This is a genomic window from Vibrio sp. bablab_jr001 (genome assembly GCF_016464285.1).
Classification (GTDB): Bacteria; Pseudomonadota; Gammaproteobacteria; order Enterobacterales; family Vibrionaceae; genus Vibrio; species Vibrio fluvialis.
Window position 1 is genome coordinate 205,693 of record NZ_JACDWZ010000041.1, and the last position, 16,636, is coordinate 222,328.

Here is a 16,636-nt window from a genome sequence, read left to right on the forward strand (position 1 = left end):
TTTGTCTATCCGACTGTGCTTTACAGCTTAAAGCGGCGGATTTCTTGTTCCAGTTCAAACGACAGCTGAGAAAGTTCGGCCGCCTGAGAAGCCGCTTCATGGGCTTCCTGAGCCAGATCATTTGATACATCGCGAATGCCTTCAGTATTGCGCGTGATCTCGGACGTCACTGACGCCTGCTCTTCTGCTGCTGATGCAATCTGCGTCGCCATATCGCTGATGATTTCCACCGCGTTATGGATCTGAGTCAGGCTTGCCGCCGCAGAGTTTGAGTCATCCACACTGGTGTCAGCCAACATGCGGCTGTCATTCATGATACCCACCGCTTTCGACGTTGTGCCTTGCAGCGTTTCGATCATGGTCTGAATCTCTTTCGTCGACGCATGAGTACGCTGGCTCAGTACGCGAACTTCATCAGCAACCACCGCAAAACCACGACCTTGCTCACCCGCACGAGCCGCTTCAATCGCTGCGTTCAGTGCCAGCAGGTTGGTTTGTTCCGCGATATCCTGAATGGTCGACAGGATGGTGCTGATCTGATTACCGTGAACTTCCAGCTCTTGAATAACACCCGTTGCCACCTGAACTTCTTGTGCCAGAGAGTGAATAGAGTTCTGCGTTTGAGAAACCTGTTTCGCGCCATGCACACATGCGCTTACCGCTTCAGAAGAGTTCTGCGCCGTATTTTCAGAGTTGTTGGCGATCTCTTGAGTTGCCGCCGCCATCTCGTTGATTGCCGTTGCAACCATGTTGATCTCGTCTTGCTGCATGCGAATACGCGCACTGCGTTCTTCAGCGTGCGCCGCCGTCATCTGAGACTGAGAAGAAAGCGACTTAGAAACGTGGCTCAGCTTCATTACCATGGTGTGCATGTTGCCCACGAAGGTATTGAAGTTACTTGCCAGTTGGCCGACTTCGTCGTCACTACGTGGTTCCAGACGCTGCGTCAGGTCACCTTCACCCGAGGCAATTTCTGCCAGCGCTTTTGACACGCGGCCCAGATCGCGGAACAGGAAGCTCACCAACCAGGAAACAATCACAACCACGATGATTGTGATGATCACAGCGATAACCAGCAGGCTGGTCAGTAGTTGCGTGTGTGACGCAAACTCAGTGTGTTTGTCCATCTGCACGGCAAACACCCAAGGCGTGTTTGGCACTTTAGTGAAATAGAAAAATTCATCGTTGCCGTTGCGATTGACCGTCAGCAACTGATGCGCAGCCGCAGACTGCTCAATCGTTGACATAGTCAGAGATTTAGACAGGCTGTTTACCGGTTTCAGCAGCAGATCTTTGTTTGGATGCGCCAGGAACGTACCATCCTGTGTATCAATCAGCATCGCATAGGCGTTTTCACCCGCATCGATACTCAATACATCGTTGATCAACTGATCAATCAATACGTCCGCACCTACGACACCCGCAAATTGTCCGTTTTGACGAACAGGTTCTGCGATGGTCACCAGCAGTGCGTTGGTGATGGCATCTTTGTAAGCCGTTGTGATGATCTGCTTGCCTGCTGCAGAAGCATCTTTGTACCAAGGACGAGTACGAGGATCGTAGTCAGCACGATTGCGCTCTGGATGGGAGCGGTACATGTCACCTTTTGGAGTGCCAAAGAAGATGTCGTCAAATCCGCCCGCTTTACGCGCTTGCTGCAGGAATGGGACCACATCAGATTGTGCGGTGTAATCATTGAACGCCGAAGAGATGTCTTTCCGGATACTGATCCAGTCGGAAATGCCTTTCGATGCGGTTGCGGAGATTGCTTCAGCGCGGTCAAGCACACCACGCGTGGTTTGCTCTTTCAGTTGATCGGCAGACAACCAAGTCAGTGCACCAGCCATTACGACCACTGCAGACAAACTTGCGCCGATGAGTTTTTGTTTTAATGTCAGTTTCATCGCAATTTTTTGTTAGAAGTTGGAACAATTCGCGGCAGATAGTATCTACATTTTGTTGCAGTTGCACGAAATATGTCTAAAACAATGCAAAGTATATAAGTCATTGCTTTTACAGGCAATTATTCCGTCAAACCAATGGCGCATGTCAATTTATAATCCATAAAAAAAGCCGGCGATACGCCGGCCTTTCAAACATCTTAATGGTTAACGCTCGAAGCGTTCGGTACGCATGCCCATCACCAGACTGACACACATCAGCAGTAGTACCAGTGTGAACGGCAGCGCAGTTGAGATCGCGCCCGCCTGTAATGCCTGAACGGCTTCAGTACCGCCAATCCACAGCAGCGCAATCGCAATTGCTCCTTCCATTAGCGCCCAGAAAATACGTTGTAGAACAGGAGCATCCAACTTACCACCCGCCGTAATGCTGTCGATAACCAAAGAACCTGAATCGGACGACGTAATAAAGAAAACCAGAACCAGAACCACAGCAATCACAGAGAGAATGGTGCCGTATGGCAGCACATCAAACATCTGGAACATCGCCAGCGATACATCGGTCAGTCCGTTGGCACCCAGTTCGCCCACATGGTTCACAACCTGATCGACCGCCAAACCGCCAAATACCGACATCCAGATCAGTGTCACAGCCGTTGGAACCAGTAGCACTGCGGTGATGAACTCACGAATCGTACGACCTTTAGAAACACGCGCAATGAACATGCCGACAAATGGCGACCATGAAATCCACCATGCCCAGTAGAATACTGTCCAGCCTTGGAACCAAGCTTCATCTGTACGGCCGTGTGGGTTGCTCAGCGGAATAATATTTTCGATGTAAGACATCAGTGTGGTCGGAATCGAACCAAACGTAACCGCATAGCCAATTAACGCCACCAGAATCAGCAACAGGAATGCCACCACCATGTTGATGTTGGAAATTACTTTCACACCACCATCGATACCGCGGATGACCGAGAAAGTCGCCAGCAGCGTGACACCAATAATAACGACAATCTGAAGGCCAATACCCGCATCAATACCAAACACATGATGAATACCACTTGCCGCCTGTTGGGCACCTAAACCCAGTGACGTTGCCAAGCCGAACAGTGTGGCCAATACGGCCAGAATATCCACAACGTGCCCCGCCCAGCCCCAGGCGCGATCGCCCAGAATCGGATAGAAAATCGATCGAATCGACAGCGGAAGCCCCTTGTTGTAACAGAAAAACGCCAGTGACAAAGCCACAACACCATAAATTGCCCAAGGGTGAAGGCCCCAGTGGAACATGGTTGCCCCCAGCGCCAGCTTAGCTGCTTCCGGAGAATTGGCTTCTACGCCCAGCGGCGTTTCATACCAACCGGTAAAATACGCCACCGGCTCTGCCACACTCCAGAACATCAGACCAATACCCATCCCCGCTGCAAACAGCATTGACAGCCATGAGATGAATGAGTGATCGGCAACGGCTTCCTGACCTCCCAGACGGATCTTGCCATAAGGTGAAACCACCAGCGCCAGACAGAAAATCACGAAAATGTTACCGGACCAGATAAACAGCCAGTCAAACGAGCCAATGATTTTCCACTTAATACCATCGAGTGCACTTTTCGCCGTATCGGCATCCACGACTAATGTCGCTAACAGAAACAGCAGAATTAAACCTGCACTGATACCAAAAACCGGGTTATGGACGTCAAAACCCCACTTCTGGACATTGTCCTGCCCGACGGTGTAATCGGTACTGTCGATACTGTACTTATCAATACCTTTCGTCATTTGTCCTCTCTTTTATTCATTCAAGATTGAACTCTACAGCCATGACAACGAAATAAATTCAGGTTGAAAACAGCAAATATATTTCGTACTCATAACTATTGTTCTAATGTAAAGTTGACCTATATTTTACACATCAAGTGCAAGAGATCTACCCAAAGGTTGATTTTTGTACTAATTTTCTTGAAAAATGCTAACGGTTGTTTATCTATTAAACAAAAACAATAAAAATATTGTTCGTACACAAAACATTTTACATCACTAGACATTGATTAAAATAGGTCAAAAGCGGAGATAGAAAAGTATGAAGTCAATACTTTTCATCCGGCTTTAAGTGATGTATCGTCGCGCCTAAATTCTTCGATACGTTGTGGATGTAAATTTTGGAAAAACATGAAGAAGTACTGGTCGCGATTCGCCAGATCATCCGAGCCATTGATCTACACTCAAAAAAATTGAGCAAGAGTGCCGGATTAACCGGACCTCAGTTGATTCTGATGCGATCAATTCAGCAATTGGGCGAAGTCACTATTCGTGAGCTCTCTAAACACACCAACATGAGCCAAGCGACGGCGACGACGATTCTCGATCGTCTCGAGCGCAACGGCTATGTACAACGTATTCGCAGCAACACCGACAAGCGCAAAGTGCACGCCCATCTTACTGAGGAAGGCCTCAAGCTGCTGGCGGAAGCACCACAGCCACTACAAGAAGATTTTGTTGAGCGTTTTTGCCAACTGGAAGATTGGGAACAGTCTCTGCTGCTTTCTTCTGTGCAGCGTCTGTCTGCAATGATGAACGCCGAGAACATCGACGTGGCGCCGATGCTGGAAATTGGCAGCATCACGAAACCGGAATAGTGCTGATATCGTGGTAGAAATGACTACAGAGTAAAAACGAGAAAAGGTTGGGTATAAGCCCAACCTTTTTTGTTGCCGCTGAACGTTACGGCTGATGTCATTCCAGCATGCCATGCTGGATAGCGTATTGCGCAAGCTCCGCCGTCGAGTGAATATCCAGTTTATGTTTGATGTTCTGACGATGCGTCTCTACCGTGCGGTAGCTGATGTTGAGTAACGACGCAATTTTCTTACTGCTATGGCCTTGAGCCACCATCTTAAGCACCGCCTCTTCACGTCGGCTGAGCGGATTAGGCTTTTGAGCCGATGGAATGATGTCCTGCGTGAACAACGTCTGCGTGACGGATTCACAAAAATAGGTTGAGCCAAGATTGACAGTTTTGATGGCCTGCACCATCTTCTCGGCGGAAATCTCTTTAAGCATGTAACCAACCGCTCCGGCCTGCATCACTTTCATGATGTACTCACGGTTGTCATGCATGGTCAGCATCAGGACTTTGGCATCCGGTACTTCTTCTTTAATTAAGCGCGTCGCATCGATGCCGTTCATAATCGGCATACTGACATCCATCAGAATCACATCCGGGCGATGTTGCTTCACCACCTCAAGTGCTTCCAATCCGTTGCTTGCGGTCGCAATCACTTCGATTTCCGGCTCCATTTCTAAGCGAGCCATAAACCCTTCAAGTACTACCCGGTGATCATCGACGATCACCACTCTAATTGGTTTTCCCATACACTAATCCATCCAGATTCAACAGCACGGTGATTTCAGTCCCAAACCCTGGCTCGCTCATCAGCTCCAGTTCACCGCCTAAAAATTCTACCCGCTCACGCATATTGCGCAGCCCGATCCCTCGCTTCACTCGCGCATCTTTGATTGAAAATCCGACGCCATCATCGCGAATCATCAACTGAAGCATAGTGCCCATCTGCTGTACCATCACGCTGACTCGCTTGGCACGGGCATGTTTTTCAATGTTATTTAACGATTCTTGCACCACTCGATAGAGCGTCGTCGCCACTTCAGATTTGAGCTTCGTGCCCGGTAAGGTATCGAAATGGCTGTCGGTTTGAATTCCCGAGTGCGACTGAAAATCTTCCAGTAACGTAACAATGGCAGCCTGCAGACCAATATCATCCAACGCACTTGGCCGCAGATTGTGAGAAATGCGCCGCACCTCGTTGATGGCCGTCATCAGCGATTGCTGAGCTTTGTCGACGTGCCCGGCCAACGTGTCATCCTTAAGCTTATGTCCAAGAAGCTCCAAATGGCACTTGCTCGACACCAGCAATTGATTGATACCATCATGCAGTTCACGCGCCAGATGCTTTTTCTCATCTTCCTGAAACATCACGGTTTTATGAGCCAGTTCTTTGAGGTTTTTGTCTGCCAGACGGTGCTCATGCAGGTTGATGGCCAGCGTGAGCACGATGATCACCGCGACAGTGACGGCCAGAATCACCATCACCGAGAAAAATGTCGTATCAATGTTTTTATTGATGGTGGCCTGCATAATTGCCACTTCCTGGCTGACATCTTCAATGTACAGTCCGGTGCCGACCATCCAGCCCCATTTGTCCAACCATTCAACGTAACTGAGTTTCGGCACTACTTCACCGGAAGACGGCTTTTGCCACAAGTATTGATGGAACCCGCCGCCGGACTGGGCCTGAAACAAAAGCGCTTCAATAAGGTAATCGCCTTCGCTGTCTTGCAGTTTGAGCAGATCCTGCCCGATGAGTTCTGGCTGAGTGGGATGAACCAGGTTGATGCCATTGGCATCGTAGGCAAAGAAGTAACCATCCGAGCCATAACGCAGCTTGGTCAGAACCTTTTTGACTTTAGCCTTGGCATCATCGTCCGAAAGACTAGGATCGTTGTATACCAGCGCGATGGCGTCCAGTGCCAGATCAACGCTGTCTTTGAGAGCGGTTTCGCGGGCTTTGATTAAATTCGCCCTAAAGATTTCCACTTCGCGTTCACCCAGACTTTTGGCCTGATGAATGGAAATCCAGCTGATACTCGCGGTGACCAACAGCAGTGGCAACAGCGTCAGCAGTATCAATTTGAATTTAAGAGGCATTCCCTTCCCCAAAATAAAAACTGCTCACCGAACGTCGGTAAGCAGTTTCACTTTAGCAAGATGTTGTGTTTCTAAGAAACCCGAAGTCGACAACCTCGAATTTGATCACATTCCATAGAAGCCGGGGAATACCAGCAGCGTCGCTAGCACCAGAATCTGGATAGTAATAAACGGAACAACACCACGATAGATGTCCATCGTCGTTACCGATTTTGGTGCAACCCCTTTCAGATAGAACAGACTAAAGCCAAACGGTGGTGTCAAGAAGGAGGTCTGCAAGTTCATCGCAATAAGAATCGCAAACCAGGTCATATCGATATCGAGCAGATTCGCTACTGGCGCAATAATAGGCACGATAATGAAACAGATTTCTACGAAGTCGATAAAGAAGCCAAGGATCAGAATCACAATCATAGTGACGATCAGGAAGCCCCATTTATCACCCGGGATACTCAGCATCCACTCCTCCACCAGCAAGTCGCCGCCAGTGTAGGTGAACGCCATCGAGAACGCCGTCGCACCAAGTAGGATGGCAAATACCATCGCCGTCACTTTCACCGTCTCTTTCGATGCGTCATACACCATTTTCCAGCTGAATTGACGATACGCTACAGCCAACAGCAAGGCACCCGCACCGCCGAGTGCCGCCGATTCAGTCGGCGTTGCCACGCCCGCGAAAATCGATCCCAGTACGACGATAATCAGTGCTAATGGCGGAATAACCGCTTTCAGCGCTCGAACGACTTCTTGCGAGCGGCTCACGCTGTCGTCACGTTCAATCGGCTGAGCCGCCATTGGGTTGAGCTTGGCATAAATCAGAATATAGAGAACGTACGCGCCAACCAGCACCAAACCTGGCCATAGTGCCGCCTGGAATAGGTCACCAACCGGCACACCCAGTACGTCACCCAGCAGAATCAAAACAATAGACGGTGGAATGATTTGCCCTAACGTCCCCGACGCACAAATGGTGCCGCACGCCAGCCCTTTGTCGTAGTTGTACTTGAGCATGACAGGCAGAGAAATCAGGCCCATCGCCACCACAGAAGCGCCCACCACACCTGTAGACGCCGCCAGCAGCGCGCCCACTAAGACGGTAGAAATCGCGATCCCGCCACGAACGCCACCGAACAGACGCCCCATCGACTCCAGCAACTGCTCTGCTAATTTGGTTTTTTGTAGAACCAGCCCCATGAATACGAAGAGTGGTACGGCCATCATGACCGTGTTTTCCATAATGGACTGTATGCGATACGGCATGAAAGCGAACATGTCGATACCTTCTGCCCACACCCCGAAAATCAATGCAATGCCGCCAAAGGTAAAGGCGACAGGAAAGCCTAACAGCAGCGCAAAAAGCGCCACAAAAAACATCACGATACCGATCATAGCGTCGTCCTTTTACTTCGAGTCGTTGAGGCTAGAATGCATCAGACGCGGGTTGACAATTTTGTTGACCGAGTGAAGCAACAGCCCCAACCCACTGATAGCCATAAAGAAGAATGAGAGTGAAATAATCGACTTGATCAGCCAGCGGTATGGCAAGCCACCCGGATCGCCAGAGGTTTCATGCAGTTCGAAGCTCTCTTTGGCAAAGTCGATACCGAAGTACATGACTAACAGACAAAACGGCAACAGGAATATCAACGTGCCTGCGATATCCACCACCGCTTGCGCTTTATGGGAAAGGCGTTCATAGATGATGTCGACCCGAACATGGCCACCCGCTTTGATGGTATACGGGATACCTAACAAAAATACTGCGGCAAACAGGTGCCACTCCAACTCCTGAAACGCAATCGACACATCATTAAAGACATAACGCATGATGACGTCATAAACCACGTTGGTCACCAGCAAGATGAAGAGTATGCTGGATACCCAACCCCAGAAATCGCTGATGCGATTAATCAACCTTTCGATATAAATGAGACTTCTCATTCCTGACTCCCTGGAAACTGGAAAGATGCTCCGCGTAACCAGGAAGTTCGCGGAGCTTGTCGTTATAATTTTTCTTGGGCTTTGCGGCGAGAGCCTAAGCCCTCGCCGTTGAGATTACTGTTCGCTGTTGAGGTAAGCGCGCGTTGAGATATCGGTCCACGCACGAACTTGTTTCATGTAGTTCGCCTGTGACTCCTGAATCTCTTTTGCCTGAGGATCGGCTGCGGCATGTTCCGCAAGCAGACGATCATTCGCAGCACGCAGGGCTTCGATAACCGCAGGTGGGAATGTCTTCACTTTTACGTTCGGATATTCAGTGGTGATCGATGCCCAGTTCTTACCACTCTCATGGACAGATTGAGTGTACATGTCGTAAGCCGCAGTACGCATTGCCACACGAAGAATCTCACGCAGATCTTCTGGCAGACGTTCCCAGGTACGTTTGTTCACCAGGAATTGCAGCTCAGTCGCTGGTTCATGCCAACCGGTGTAGTAGTAAGGTGCAATTTTGTGGAAGCCCATACGCAGGTCAAGAGACGGCCCTACCCATTCCAGCGCGTCGATAGTGCGGCGCTCAAGTGAAGTGTAGAGTTCACCCGGTGCGATGTTGGTTGGTTTGGCACCCACTTCCGCCAGAACTTCACCCGCGAAACCAGGAATGCGCATTTTCAGACCTTTCAGATCGTCGACCGTGTTGATCTCCTTCTGGAACCAACCACCCATCTGCACGTCAGTGTTACCGCCTGGGAAAGAGAGCATATTGTGCGGCTCATACACTTTCTCCATCAGTTCCATACCACCACCGTAGTAGAACCATGCGTACTGTTCTGGAGGCGTCATACCGAAAGGCATAGAAGTAAAGTAAAGAGTGTTAGGAACTTTGCCTTTCCAGTAATAAGAAGCCGAATGGCCCATGTCGTACTGACCCGACTTGACCATATCAAACACGCCCAGTGGTGCTTTGTGTTTGTTGGCAGAGTCAATACGAATTTGCAGACGACCGTTCGACATTTTTTCAGCCATTGCCGCCATGTTTTTGGTGGCATCACCGAAAATCGGGAAGTTTGGTCCCCAGGTTTCCGCCAGCTTCAAACGGTAGACTTTCTCTGCAGCGCTAGCAGAGGCAGAAAACAGAGCGAAGCATGTCGCTACTGCCGCCAGGCCAGTAACCACACGTTTTACAGATTGATGAATCAGACTCATTATTCACGTCCTTTTGTTATTGTTCCTCAGCTCAATGGAGCCATGGGTTCGATGTCACTTTGGTAGAAGTTTGAACAAGAGGAAATGAGCGTGATTACGCAAACTGATAACACTAGAAATAGAAAACAGGACTAAAGTCGTAAGTAGTACCACGTAAGAGATATACAGATAATTTATTTATTTTTTTGTTTTATAAGAATATATTAATTCTTACTCGAACAATTAAATGAATTAATACGTAGTTGTTTTTCACCAGTTGGTTATTGCAGAAAGTTATCAGAAGTGTGATGAATGACGAATGTGAGACAACAAAAAGCCCCGGAGAACCCGAGGCTTTTTGTGAATGAACTGTCGCTATCTGAAAAGGTGAAATTAGATCGCTTTGTAGATAACTTTGTTGCCTGCCAGTTGCTCTTTCACCACCAGGTTTTCATCCAGCAGTTTCTTCAGAGCACCCGTAGCCCAAGAAGCGGCTTTTGCATCTTCCTGACCTGCGGCCAGACCAATCGACTTAGGATTGATGCCTTCTGCATTCCCAGCAACGATATCCAGTACCTGTTGCTGTTTTGGAGTTAACGCTACGTCTACTTTTGTCGCTGCTGCAACTTTTTCTGCGACTGGTTTGATTGCCGCTTTCTTTTCAACAACAGGTTTCGCAGTCACAGGCTTTGCTGTTTTCGGCGCTTGAGCCAAGTTCGCTACAATCGCTTTAATGCGTTTTTGCAGTTTAGCCTGCACGTTACGCTTATGAGCAAGTCTCATCGAGTATGTCTCCATTTCACTGCATAAGGCGCAGTGGTGAAAATTTGAAGCGCGTTTTATAACAAAATTCGGCTGCCATTTGTAGGGTATTGGTCAAGATCGAGGGTAAAAACACGCTTTTATGTCATGGATGACTACAATTTAATCATGAGGTAAAGTGATCACTTGTTGCACTACTGGGTATAAATACAGAGAAATTTCAGACGATTGTAGCGAGCTGTATGCAAACTGTTCATTTATCAAATCACCATTTTGACCTGCACTCCCCTTACGCCAAAGTGGTCGGCTTCGTGGCCATCGTCGCCACGCTGTTTCTGGTCATTTTGTCGCCGAGCTGGCCTCAGGCGCTGATCTCCCTTTTCGCCATGGGCAGCCTGTGTGGTTTAGGTTATTGGCTCATTCGCAAGAGTTGGGTTGGCTACACCTTGACACCAACCCACTTTCAACAGCACCTGTTTCATGGCGGCTGGGTGGTGAAATGGAGCAACATCAGTCATATTGGTATTTGTAGCTACGAGCAGGAGGGTTGGTATCAACCCCTGCCGTGGATAGGCATCAAACTCAAACAGTACGAACCTTACCTCGACGGTATTTGTCCGCGCATCGCGACGGAAATTCTGCTCAGTCAGCGTGCGCTGTTGTATCTCGGGGCGCGGCAGAAAAATCAGGAATCATCGTTCGAAGATATGGTGTTGGACTCACAGCCATTCTGCGAACAACGCAAAGGTAAAGTGTATAAAGGCTTGATGGCGATGCTGGCAAACCGTATGCGCTATCAGCGCCAGTATTACGATTACGATGTGTTTATTTCGGCCAATGATCTTGACCGCAGTGCGGAAGAATTTGTGGGATTGGCCCGGCGTTATCTTGCCGCCGCCGAGCCGGAATCGGATCAGTAAAGTGGCATTTCGTCGGCAACAAACGGGTTGCTGGCACGTTCGTGACCAAAGGTAGACGTTGGACCATGACCTGGTACAAACGTGACATCATTACCCAACGGCCAAAGTTTGGTTTTGATCGATGTGATCAGCGTATTGAAATCACCTTTCGGGAAATCGGTGCGACCGATACTGCCATTGAACAACACGTCGCCGACAAAGGCCAGACGGGCTTCTTCGCTGAATAGCACCACATGACCCGGAGTATGACCCGGGGTATGTAGCACGCTCAGAGTTTGATTTCCGAATGTCACCGTGTCGCCTTCATCCAACCATTCCGTCGGTACAAATGCCTCTGTCAGAGGAAAGCCGAACATCTTGCTCTGCCCTTCCAGACCTTGCAGCCAGAAGTTATCGTCTTTGTGTGGGCCGATGATATCGATCCCGCCAAGCAAATCCGCCAACGGCTCCGTGCCACCCACGTGATCTAAATGGCCGTGAGTCAGCACCAACTTGACGATATTCACACCCAGCTCATCAATCATCATTTTCAGTTGTTTCACGTCACCGCCCGGATCAACCACGACGCCTTGCATGGTTTCATCACACCAGACAATTGAGCAGTTTTGAGCAAACGGCGTAACGGGAACAATTTGATATTTTAAAGACATGCTAAACCTTGTTCGAACAACGAAATTGCCCGAACTATGACACTCTCATCTCATTTTGACAAGCTAGGCACCTTGCCACTGGCGAACCGGGCCGGTATCAATGTGAACGAATTGACTCTTGGGATAGTACCCTACGCCGCCAGCCTTGAGGCTGAGCGCCGCTTCGTGAACCTGCTTGAGCGAGACACCTTCCAGACGAAAATCGATGGCTTGACCCAGCATATGGAAACTCTTCTTGGCGACACCTGAAGACTTGCTGCGTAGCATGGCATTCGTCGTCGGTGAACGATAACCGGAAATGATCTGCACTTCTGCATCAGTGCCTAACGCAGCTTGAATGCGGGTGATTTGATCGAACAGTTTTTTGTCCATCGGGTGCACTTCATTCTGGCGGAAATCACGACAGATGTGATTCAGACGCTGCAACTCAGAACGAACATAACGCTGACCATTAAAATAACAAGTTTCTAACGTTTCACCGGTATGTAGGTTATTCATTGCCAAAACACGACGTTTATCGGGATATGATGCATGCGCAATACCTGGTGCACAGGCTGCGACCACCAAGCCGGAACCGGCAAACTTAAGAAAATCTCGACGTGACAGACTCAAAACAACACCTTTTTATTTACGGAATTTGATCTCTACAATCCGGCAAACTACCGGACTCCTTGTCCAAGATCAAATGCATAATTTGTGCTGAATCGGTCACATTTTGTCAGATAAATAGCTTACTAATTGAGCATAAAAGAAATTTTTCTTGTGTCATTTTTTAGCAAATTTAGAGATGCATCACCCATTGTTCTCTTTTATCCGGTCTAGGCGGTAAATGTCGTCCCGATAGTGTAATTCGCCCTCTTCATACCATACGGTTTGATAAATGATGTGCACCGGAATGCGCTTTTTCAAAGGAATTGAACGGTTTGAGCGTTCGTTGGCTGGGATAAGATCTACGTTGTTAATACCTTGCGTTTCCAGCAAAGTCGTTGCGAATTGATCGGCATGTTCAACCCGGATGCAACCTGAGCTAAAGGCTCGGGTTGGGTTGTCGAACAGATGTTTACTCGGAGTGTCATGCAGATAGATGGCCCGCTTGTTCGGCGTGTTGAATTTGTAAAGCCCCAACGCATTCTGATTGCCGGACTGTTGCCGCATTCGGTAAGGGAATGTTTTCGGGTTGACACTCTTCCAGTCGATTTTTTCCGGATCCAGCGTTTGCTCAGACTGCCAGCTTTCAAGAATATCGATATGGTGGCGAGTCAGGTAGGTGTGGTCACGCTTGGTGATCGGTAATATGTCTTCCACCATGATTTTGTGTGGCACGTTCCAGGTTGGGTTCAGAATCAATGAGTCGAGACGCGTGGTCATAACGGGCGTCGGGCGCGATATCCGGCCCACCACGACCTTGGACTGAAAAACAGGTTTACCGGAATACCAATATTTGAGGTTAAACCCAGGTACGTTAACGACGATAACCGTGTCATCATTAGTACTCCACAAACGCATACGTTCAGCGTTCAGAGCAAGCAACGCCAGACGGTCGGGAACCTTCATATTCAGCCATTTCAGCGTATTGGGACCAATAATGCCATCGGACTTTAAGCCATGCATCTTCTGAAACTGCTTAATCGGGGCCACCAGCGATTTGTCATACCACGTGACATTGTCACTTATTCCTATCACGTCGATATTGACCAGAGCTAAGCGCTGAACCAGCGTCGAACGGTCATCCAGCTTATCACCTTGTTTTTTCAGACCAGCCTGAACATAGACCGGCAAATGGTGCAGTTCCAACTGGTTGAGGTATCGATAGGCATTCACCAACTGATGGTACGCAGGATCGCTCGGTGTATATTGATCAATCAGGTCGATAATACCTTGCAAGCCGATTGCAATGTGCAAAGCCAGCTGCGCCTTTTCACTCGGCGCCGGTAATGTATGATTCAGACTGCCATCAAAAAACCACTCCATCCCTTCGCTCGGCGCCCGCTCAGCATAGCTGAGATAGAGCAGCAGAGTGTCGGTGGCCAGTAAGTCATATTCGAACCACTCACCCGCTTCACGATACTGCGCAAGCGCATGATACTGGCGTTCAAACAGCGGGCTGATGTTGGCGCGCCGAATCAAGTCCAGCTGTTGCTCAAAATGTTGCTGAGTGGCCAAATCACTCCAGATGAGCTGATCGTTGTTTTCGTGATAGATGCGTTCGATCTGCTCTGGATATTGAAGCAGAGGAGTCACCGAGGAGCGGCTATCCAGCCAGCCAAGATTGGCAAAGTAAGGAGAAGCTGCTAAAGGAAAACTGAGAAGAATCAAAAAGAAAACAACAAAACGACTACGGTTCATATAACAATGCCCAAATCACTCGCCAGTACGCTAAGTATGGCAAAAGAAATGGGCATATGTTAGTTCATCAATGTGTCAGAACTGTGCTTTGAGCAAATACAACGGCGCGATGTCAGATGATTGCCGACCAGTGGTTATCCCACTGCACATTGGTGACGTTTTGCTGCGCAGGCTGCGGGTACTCACTGGTTACCACCAGTGCCGACCCAGAACTGACCTGAAAACGGTCGCCATGGACGACGACACCTGACGCATCCGGCAATGCCGACAATTCAACCAATTCGCGCGTTTGTTTCGACCAGATACCGTAACAGTTGCCAACGGGAGACGTCGCCAGAATCCATTTGTCCGTTGCAGCAATACTCGCAATGTAGTGGTTGAAACGCGCCCACTGTTCTGGCTCAGCCAACAGTGGAATCATTTCGCCACCACGCGTATGCATTGCGACCAGCGATGGGTAATCTTCCGGTTTGCCGCGATATTGCTGACCGCAAAGCACCGTTTCGCTGCCATCATGTGCTAAATGGCGAATACTGAGGTGATGATCCGGCAGTGACACCTGATCAAGAATCTCGCCTTTCGCTGACAGGTATGTCAGGCTCGGTTTCATTGTTGCAATGTTGAGCGGCTCACGGCCATTGGTATGAACACCGCCTACGCCGATCACCAACGTGTCATCCGGCATCACGATGACTTCATGCGGACCAATACCGAAACCGGTCAGTTCTGCCACTTTCTGGTATTGATGAGCTACGTCATACACGCCGATAATACCGCGACTGGTACCGCGTTCACCTTCCGTCGCATACAACCACTGGCCATCATTGGAATACACACCATGGCCGTAGTAGTGACGATTATCGTCAGCCGGACGCAATAGAATCATCTCGCTGGTGTGATAATCAAACACCATCAGAAACTCACCCGGACGACGACCAAAGGCCACCGCCTGAGTCAGCTTCGGATGAATGGCCACGCCATGACCACGTCCCGGCAGGGGCAACTGGCTGATCGCTTCACCCTGACTGTTGGCAATGACCGCACTGAACTGATTGCGATTTTTAATCGCACAACCAATCAGAGCGGGTTGTTGGCTAGGCTGGCTCGCACAGCCAAAAGGCAGCATTGGCGCACACGCGCCAAACAAAGCTGCTTTGAGTAGCGAGCGACGAGTTTGATCAGTCACCATCGCTAGAGTTAAATCCTAATACTACGCCCAGAGCCACTGCTACTTCTTCATGTAGCAGGTATTTCAGTTGATCCAGTTTGTTGTACTGAGACAGGGCATCACGGTAACCCTCTTTAGTCTGCAGCATGTCAAACAGGCTTGGTTCCGCTGGCCAAGTGTCAACCAGATTCGCGTATTGAGTTTTAACTCGATCAGCCAGTTCAACCAGATTGCGCTCACGAAGTTGCCCATCCAGGCTTGCCAGATAAAGCGCCTGCATCGCTTCCACGTTTGCTTTCAGGTTCAGCATGGACGTTTTAGAACGCCAGGATTCAGAGAAGTAAGGACGTGGCTGACCAACATTAGCCAGCGGGCGTGTCATTTTTGACATCGCGTGCTCTAGCTGATTCGACAGCAATGCAACGTACTCCGATTCCCAGGTCGCGTCATCCATTGTTTTCCAAGGGTTTTGTTGCCAAGCGGATTCAATCAACGCCGCTTTATCGGCCAGGTTCTGGCTGATACCCAGAGCTGACTGACAGGCAGATTTCGGCGCTGACGTCAGCGGTGATTTAGGATCGTACAACATCCATTCCAGTGCGCCTAGGCCTTGCACTGTTACACTTTGCTGCGCAATCTGCTCTGCCGTCCACTCTCGGTCCTGATGCACTAAAGAAGCCATCTTACGACCCGTGGTGTTCTTTTTATCTGGCCAGAATTGTACATTCCAGCTTTGTTCGAGCGCTGCCGCCGGGCCACGCTCCTGACCTTGCAATGCCATCCATGCAGTCATGGTTTGATGCCACTGCGTTTTCAACTTATCCGTATCCAGATCAGCCTGCTCGCAATAGCGGCTGAACGCGAGAGCCAGATTGTCTGATTCGGCCTTAAAACGTGCAGCCGACTGGTATTCCAAAACATAAACTGGCTGGCTGACATGGTTGGTCTGCTCCGCCTTTGAGTCAGACATTCCGGTACTCTGACACGCCGACAAAACCAGCGCTAAAGCGACTGGCGTCAATGATTTAAACGTCATT

The 16,636-nt window shown here is 49.3% G+C and carries 15 protein-coding genes; 2 read left to right on the plus strand and 13 right to left on the minus strand.

Translation table 11 applies throughout. The annotated features are described in order from the left end of the window. Positions 1-20: 20 nt before the first annotated feature. Both JIG40_RS06920 and JIG40_RS06925 read right to left on the minus strand, forming a co-directional pair. The gene (locus JIG40_RS06920) at positions 21-1,904 is read right to left on the minus strand and encodes a methyl-accepting chemotaxis protein (protein WP_020431173.1); all 1,884 of its coding nucleotides are present in this window, start codon (positions 1,902-1,904) and stop codon (positions 21-23) included. Between the two features lie 204 nt (positions 1,905-2,108). After that, positions 2,109-3,686: a BCCT family transporter gene (locus JIG40_RS06925; RefSeq protein ID WP_020330398.1), complete on the minus strand. Its 1,578-nt coding sequence runs from the start codon at positions 3,684-3,686 to the stop codon at positions 2,109-2,111. 380 nt (positions 3,687-4,066) lie between these two features. On the opposite strand from JIG40_RS06925, the gene JIG40_RS06930 reads away from it, so the two are divergent. Next, complete coding sequence (locus JIG40_RS06930; RefSeq protein WP_020330397.1) at positions 4,067-4,543, plus strand: MarR family transcriptional regulator; 477 nt, start codon at positions 4,067-4,069, stop codon at positions 4,541-4,543. Positions 4,544-4,640: 97 nt separating this feature from the next. On the opposite strand, the gene JIG40_RS06935 is transcribed toward JIG40_RS06930, so the two are convergent. The 6 genes from JIG40_RS06935 to JIG40_RS06960 form a co-directional block, all read right to left on the minus strand. Then, positions 4,641-5,279: a response regulator transcription factor gene (locus tag JIG40_RS06935; protein ID WP_020330396.1), complete on the minus strand. Its 639-nt coding sequence runs from the start codon at positions 5,277-5,279 to the stop codon at positions 4,641-4,643. Beyond that, positions 5,263-6,630 carry a cache domain-containing protein gene (locus JIG40_RS06940; protein WP_154184362.1) on the minus strand — a complete coding sequence of 456 codons (1,368 nt, stop codon included), beginning with the start codon at positions 6,628-6,630 and terminating at the stop codon, positions 5,263-5,265. Before JIG40_RS06940 ends, JIG40_RS06935 begins: the two co-directional genes overlap by 17 nt. A gap of 105 nt (positions 6,631-6,735) precedes the next feature. After that, positions 6,736-8,019 carry a TRAP transporter large permease subunit gene (locus JIG40_RS06945; protein ID WP_158130253.1) on the minus strand — a complete coding sequence of 428 codons (1,284 nt, stop codon included), beginning with the start codon at positions 8,017-8,019 and terminating at the stop codon, positions 6,736-6,738. A gap of 12 nt (positions 8,020-8,031) precedes the next feature. Further along, on the minus strand, positions 8,032-8,571 hold the full coding sequence (locus JIG40_RS06950) for a TRAP transporter small permease subunit (RefSeq protein ID WP_020330393.1): 540 nt from the start codon (positions 8,569-8,571) through the stop codon (positions 8,032-8,034). Positions 8,572-8,685: 114 nt separating this feature from the next. Next, positions 8,686-9,774, minus strand: coding sequence for a TRAP transporter substrate-binding protein (locus JIG40_RS06955; protein ID WP_020330391.1), 1,089 nt, complete (start codon positions 9,772-9,774; stop codon positions 8,686-8,688). A 372-nt stretch (positions 9,775-10,146) separates the two neighbouring features. Further along, on the minus strand, positions 10,147-10,536 hold the full coding sequence (locus JIG40_RS06960; protein ID WP_020330390.1) for a hypothetical protein: 390 nt from the start codon (positions 10,534-10,536) through the stop codon (positions 10,147-10,149). Between the two features lie 221 nt (positions 10,537-10,757). Between JIG40_RS06960 and JIG40_RS06965 the strand changes: the two genes are divergently transcribed. Continuing rightward, complete coding sequence (locus tag JIG40_RS06965) at positions 10,758-11,435, plus strand: DUF2982 domain-containing protein (protein WP_020428550.1); 678 nt, start codon at positions 10,758-10,760, stop codon at positions 11,433-11,435. On the opposite strand, the gene JIG40_RS06970 is transcribed toward JIG40_RS06965, so the two are convergent. The 5 genes from JIG40_RS06970 to JIG40_RS06990 form a co-directional block, all read right to left on the minus strand. After that, the gene (locus JIG40_RS06970; RefSeq protein ID WP_020330388.1) at positions 11,429-12,085 is read right to left on the minus strand and encodes an MBL fold metallo-hydrolase; all 657 of its coding nucleotides are present in this window, start codon (positions 12,083-12,085) and stop codon (positions 11,429-11,431) included. The genes JIG40_RS06965 and JIG40_RS06970 overlap by 7 nt on opposite strands. Before the next feature lie 63 nt (positions 12,086-12,148). Further along, positions 12,149-12,697: a DUF882 domain-containing protein gene (locus JIG40_RS06975; RefSeq protein WP_020330387.1), complete on the minus strand. Its 549-nt coding sequence runs from the start codon at positions 12,695-12,697 to the stop codon at positions 12,149-12,151. A 180-nt stretch (positions 12,698-12,877) separates the two neighbouring features. After that, entirely contained in the window at positions 12,878-14,431 is a 1,554-nt protein-coding gene (locus tag JIG40_RS06980; protein ID WP_199465031.1) for a L,D-transpeptidase family protein, read from the minus strand. Between the two features lie 112 nt (positions 14,432-14,543). Continuing rightward, a complete protein-coding gene (locus JIG40_RS06985; RefSeq protein ID WP_199465032.1) occupies positions 14,544-15,620 on the minus strand; it encodes a DUF1513 domain-containing protein in 1,077 nt (358 codons plus the stop codon). Further along, entirely contained in the window at positions 15,610-16,635 is a 1,026-nt protein-coding gene (locus tag JIG40_RS06990) for an imelysin family protein (RefSeq protein WP_020330383.1), read from the minus strand. The genes JIG40_RS06985 and JIG40_RS06990 overlap by 11 nt, the downstream gene beginning before the upstream one ends. Position 16,636 lies beyond the last annotated feature (1 nt).

Coding starts and splice junctions, on each gene's coding strand:
- JIG40_RS06920 (WP_020431173.1), bottom strand. CDS start 1,904: ATGAAACTGACATTAAAACAAAAACTCATCGGCGCAAGTTTGTCTGCA.
- JIG40_RS06925 (WP_020330398.1), bottom strand. CDS start 3,686: ATGACGAAAGGTATTGATAAGTACAGTATCGACAGTACCGATTACACC.
- JIG40_RS06935 (WP_020330396.1), bottom strand. CDS start 5,279: ATGGGAAAACCAATTAGAGTGGTGATCGTCGATGATCACCGGGTAGTA.
- JIG40_RS06940 (WP_154184362.1), bottom strand. CDS start 6,630: ATGCCTCTTAAATTCAAATTGATACTGCTGACGCTGTTGCCACTGCTG.
- JIG40_RS06945 (WP_158130253.1), bottom strand. CDS start 8,019: ATGATCGGTATCGTGATGTTTTTTGTGGCGCTTTTTGCGCTGCTGTTA.
- JIG40_RS06950 (WP_020330393.1), bottom strand. CDS start 8,571: ATGAGAAGTCTCATTTATATCGAAAGGTTGATTAATCGCATCAGCGAT.
- JIG40_RS06955 (WP_020330391.1), bottom strand. CDS start 9,774: ATGAGTCTGATTCATCAATCTGTAAAACGTGTGGTTACTGGCCTGGCG.
- JIG40_RS06960 (WP_020330390.1), bottom strand. CDS start 10,536: ATGAGACTTGCTCATAAGCGTAACGTGCAGGCTAAACTGCAAAAACGC.
- JIG40_RS06965 (WP_020428550.1), top strand. CDS start 10,758: ATGCAAACTGTTCATTTATCAAATCACCATTTTGACCTGCACTCCCCT.
- JIG40_RS06970 (WP_020330388.1), bottom strand. CDS start 12,085: ATGTCTTTAAAATATCAAATTGTTCCCGTTACGCCGTTTGCTCAAAAC.
- JIG40_RS06980 (WP_199465031.1), bottom strand. CDS start 14,431: ATGAACCGTAGTCGTTTTGTTGTTTTCTTTTTGATTCTTCTCAGTTTT.
- JIG40_RS06985 (WP_199465032.1), bottom strand. CDS start 15,620: ATGGTGACTGATCAAACTCGTCGCTCGCTACTCAAAGCAGCTTTGTTT.
- JIG40_RS06990 (WP_020330383.1), bottom strand. CDS start 16,635: ATGACGTTTAAATCATTGACGCCAGTCGCTTTAGCGCTGGTTTTGTCG.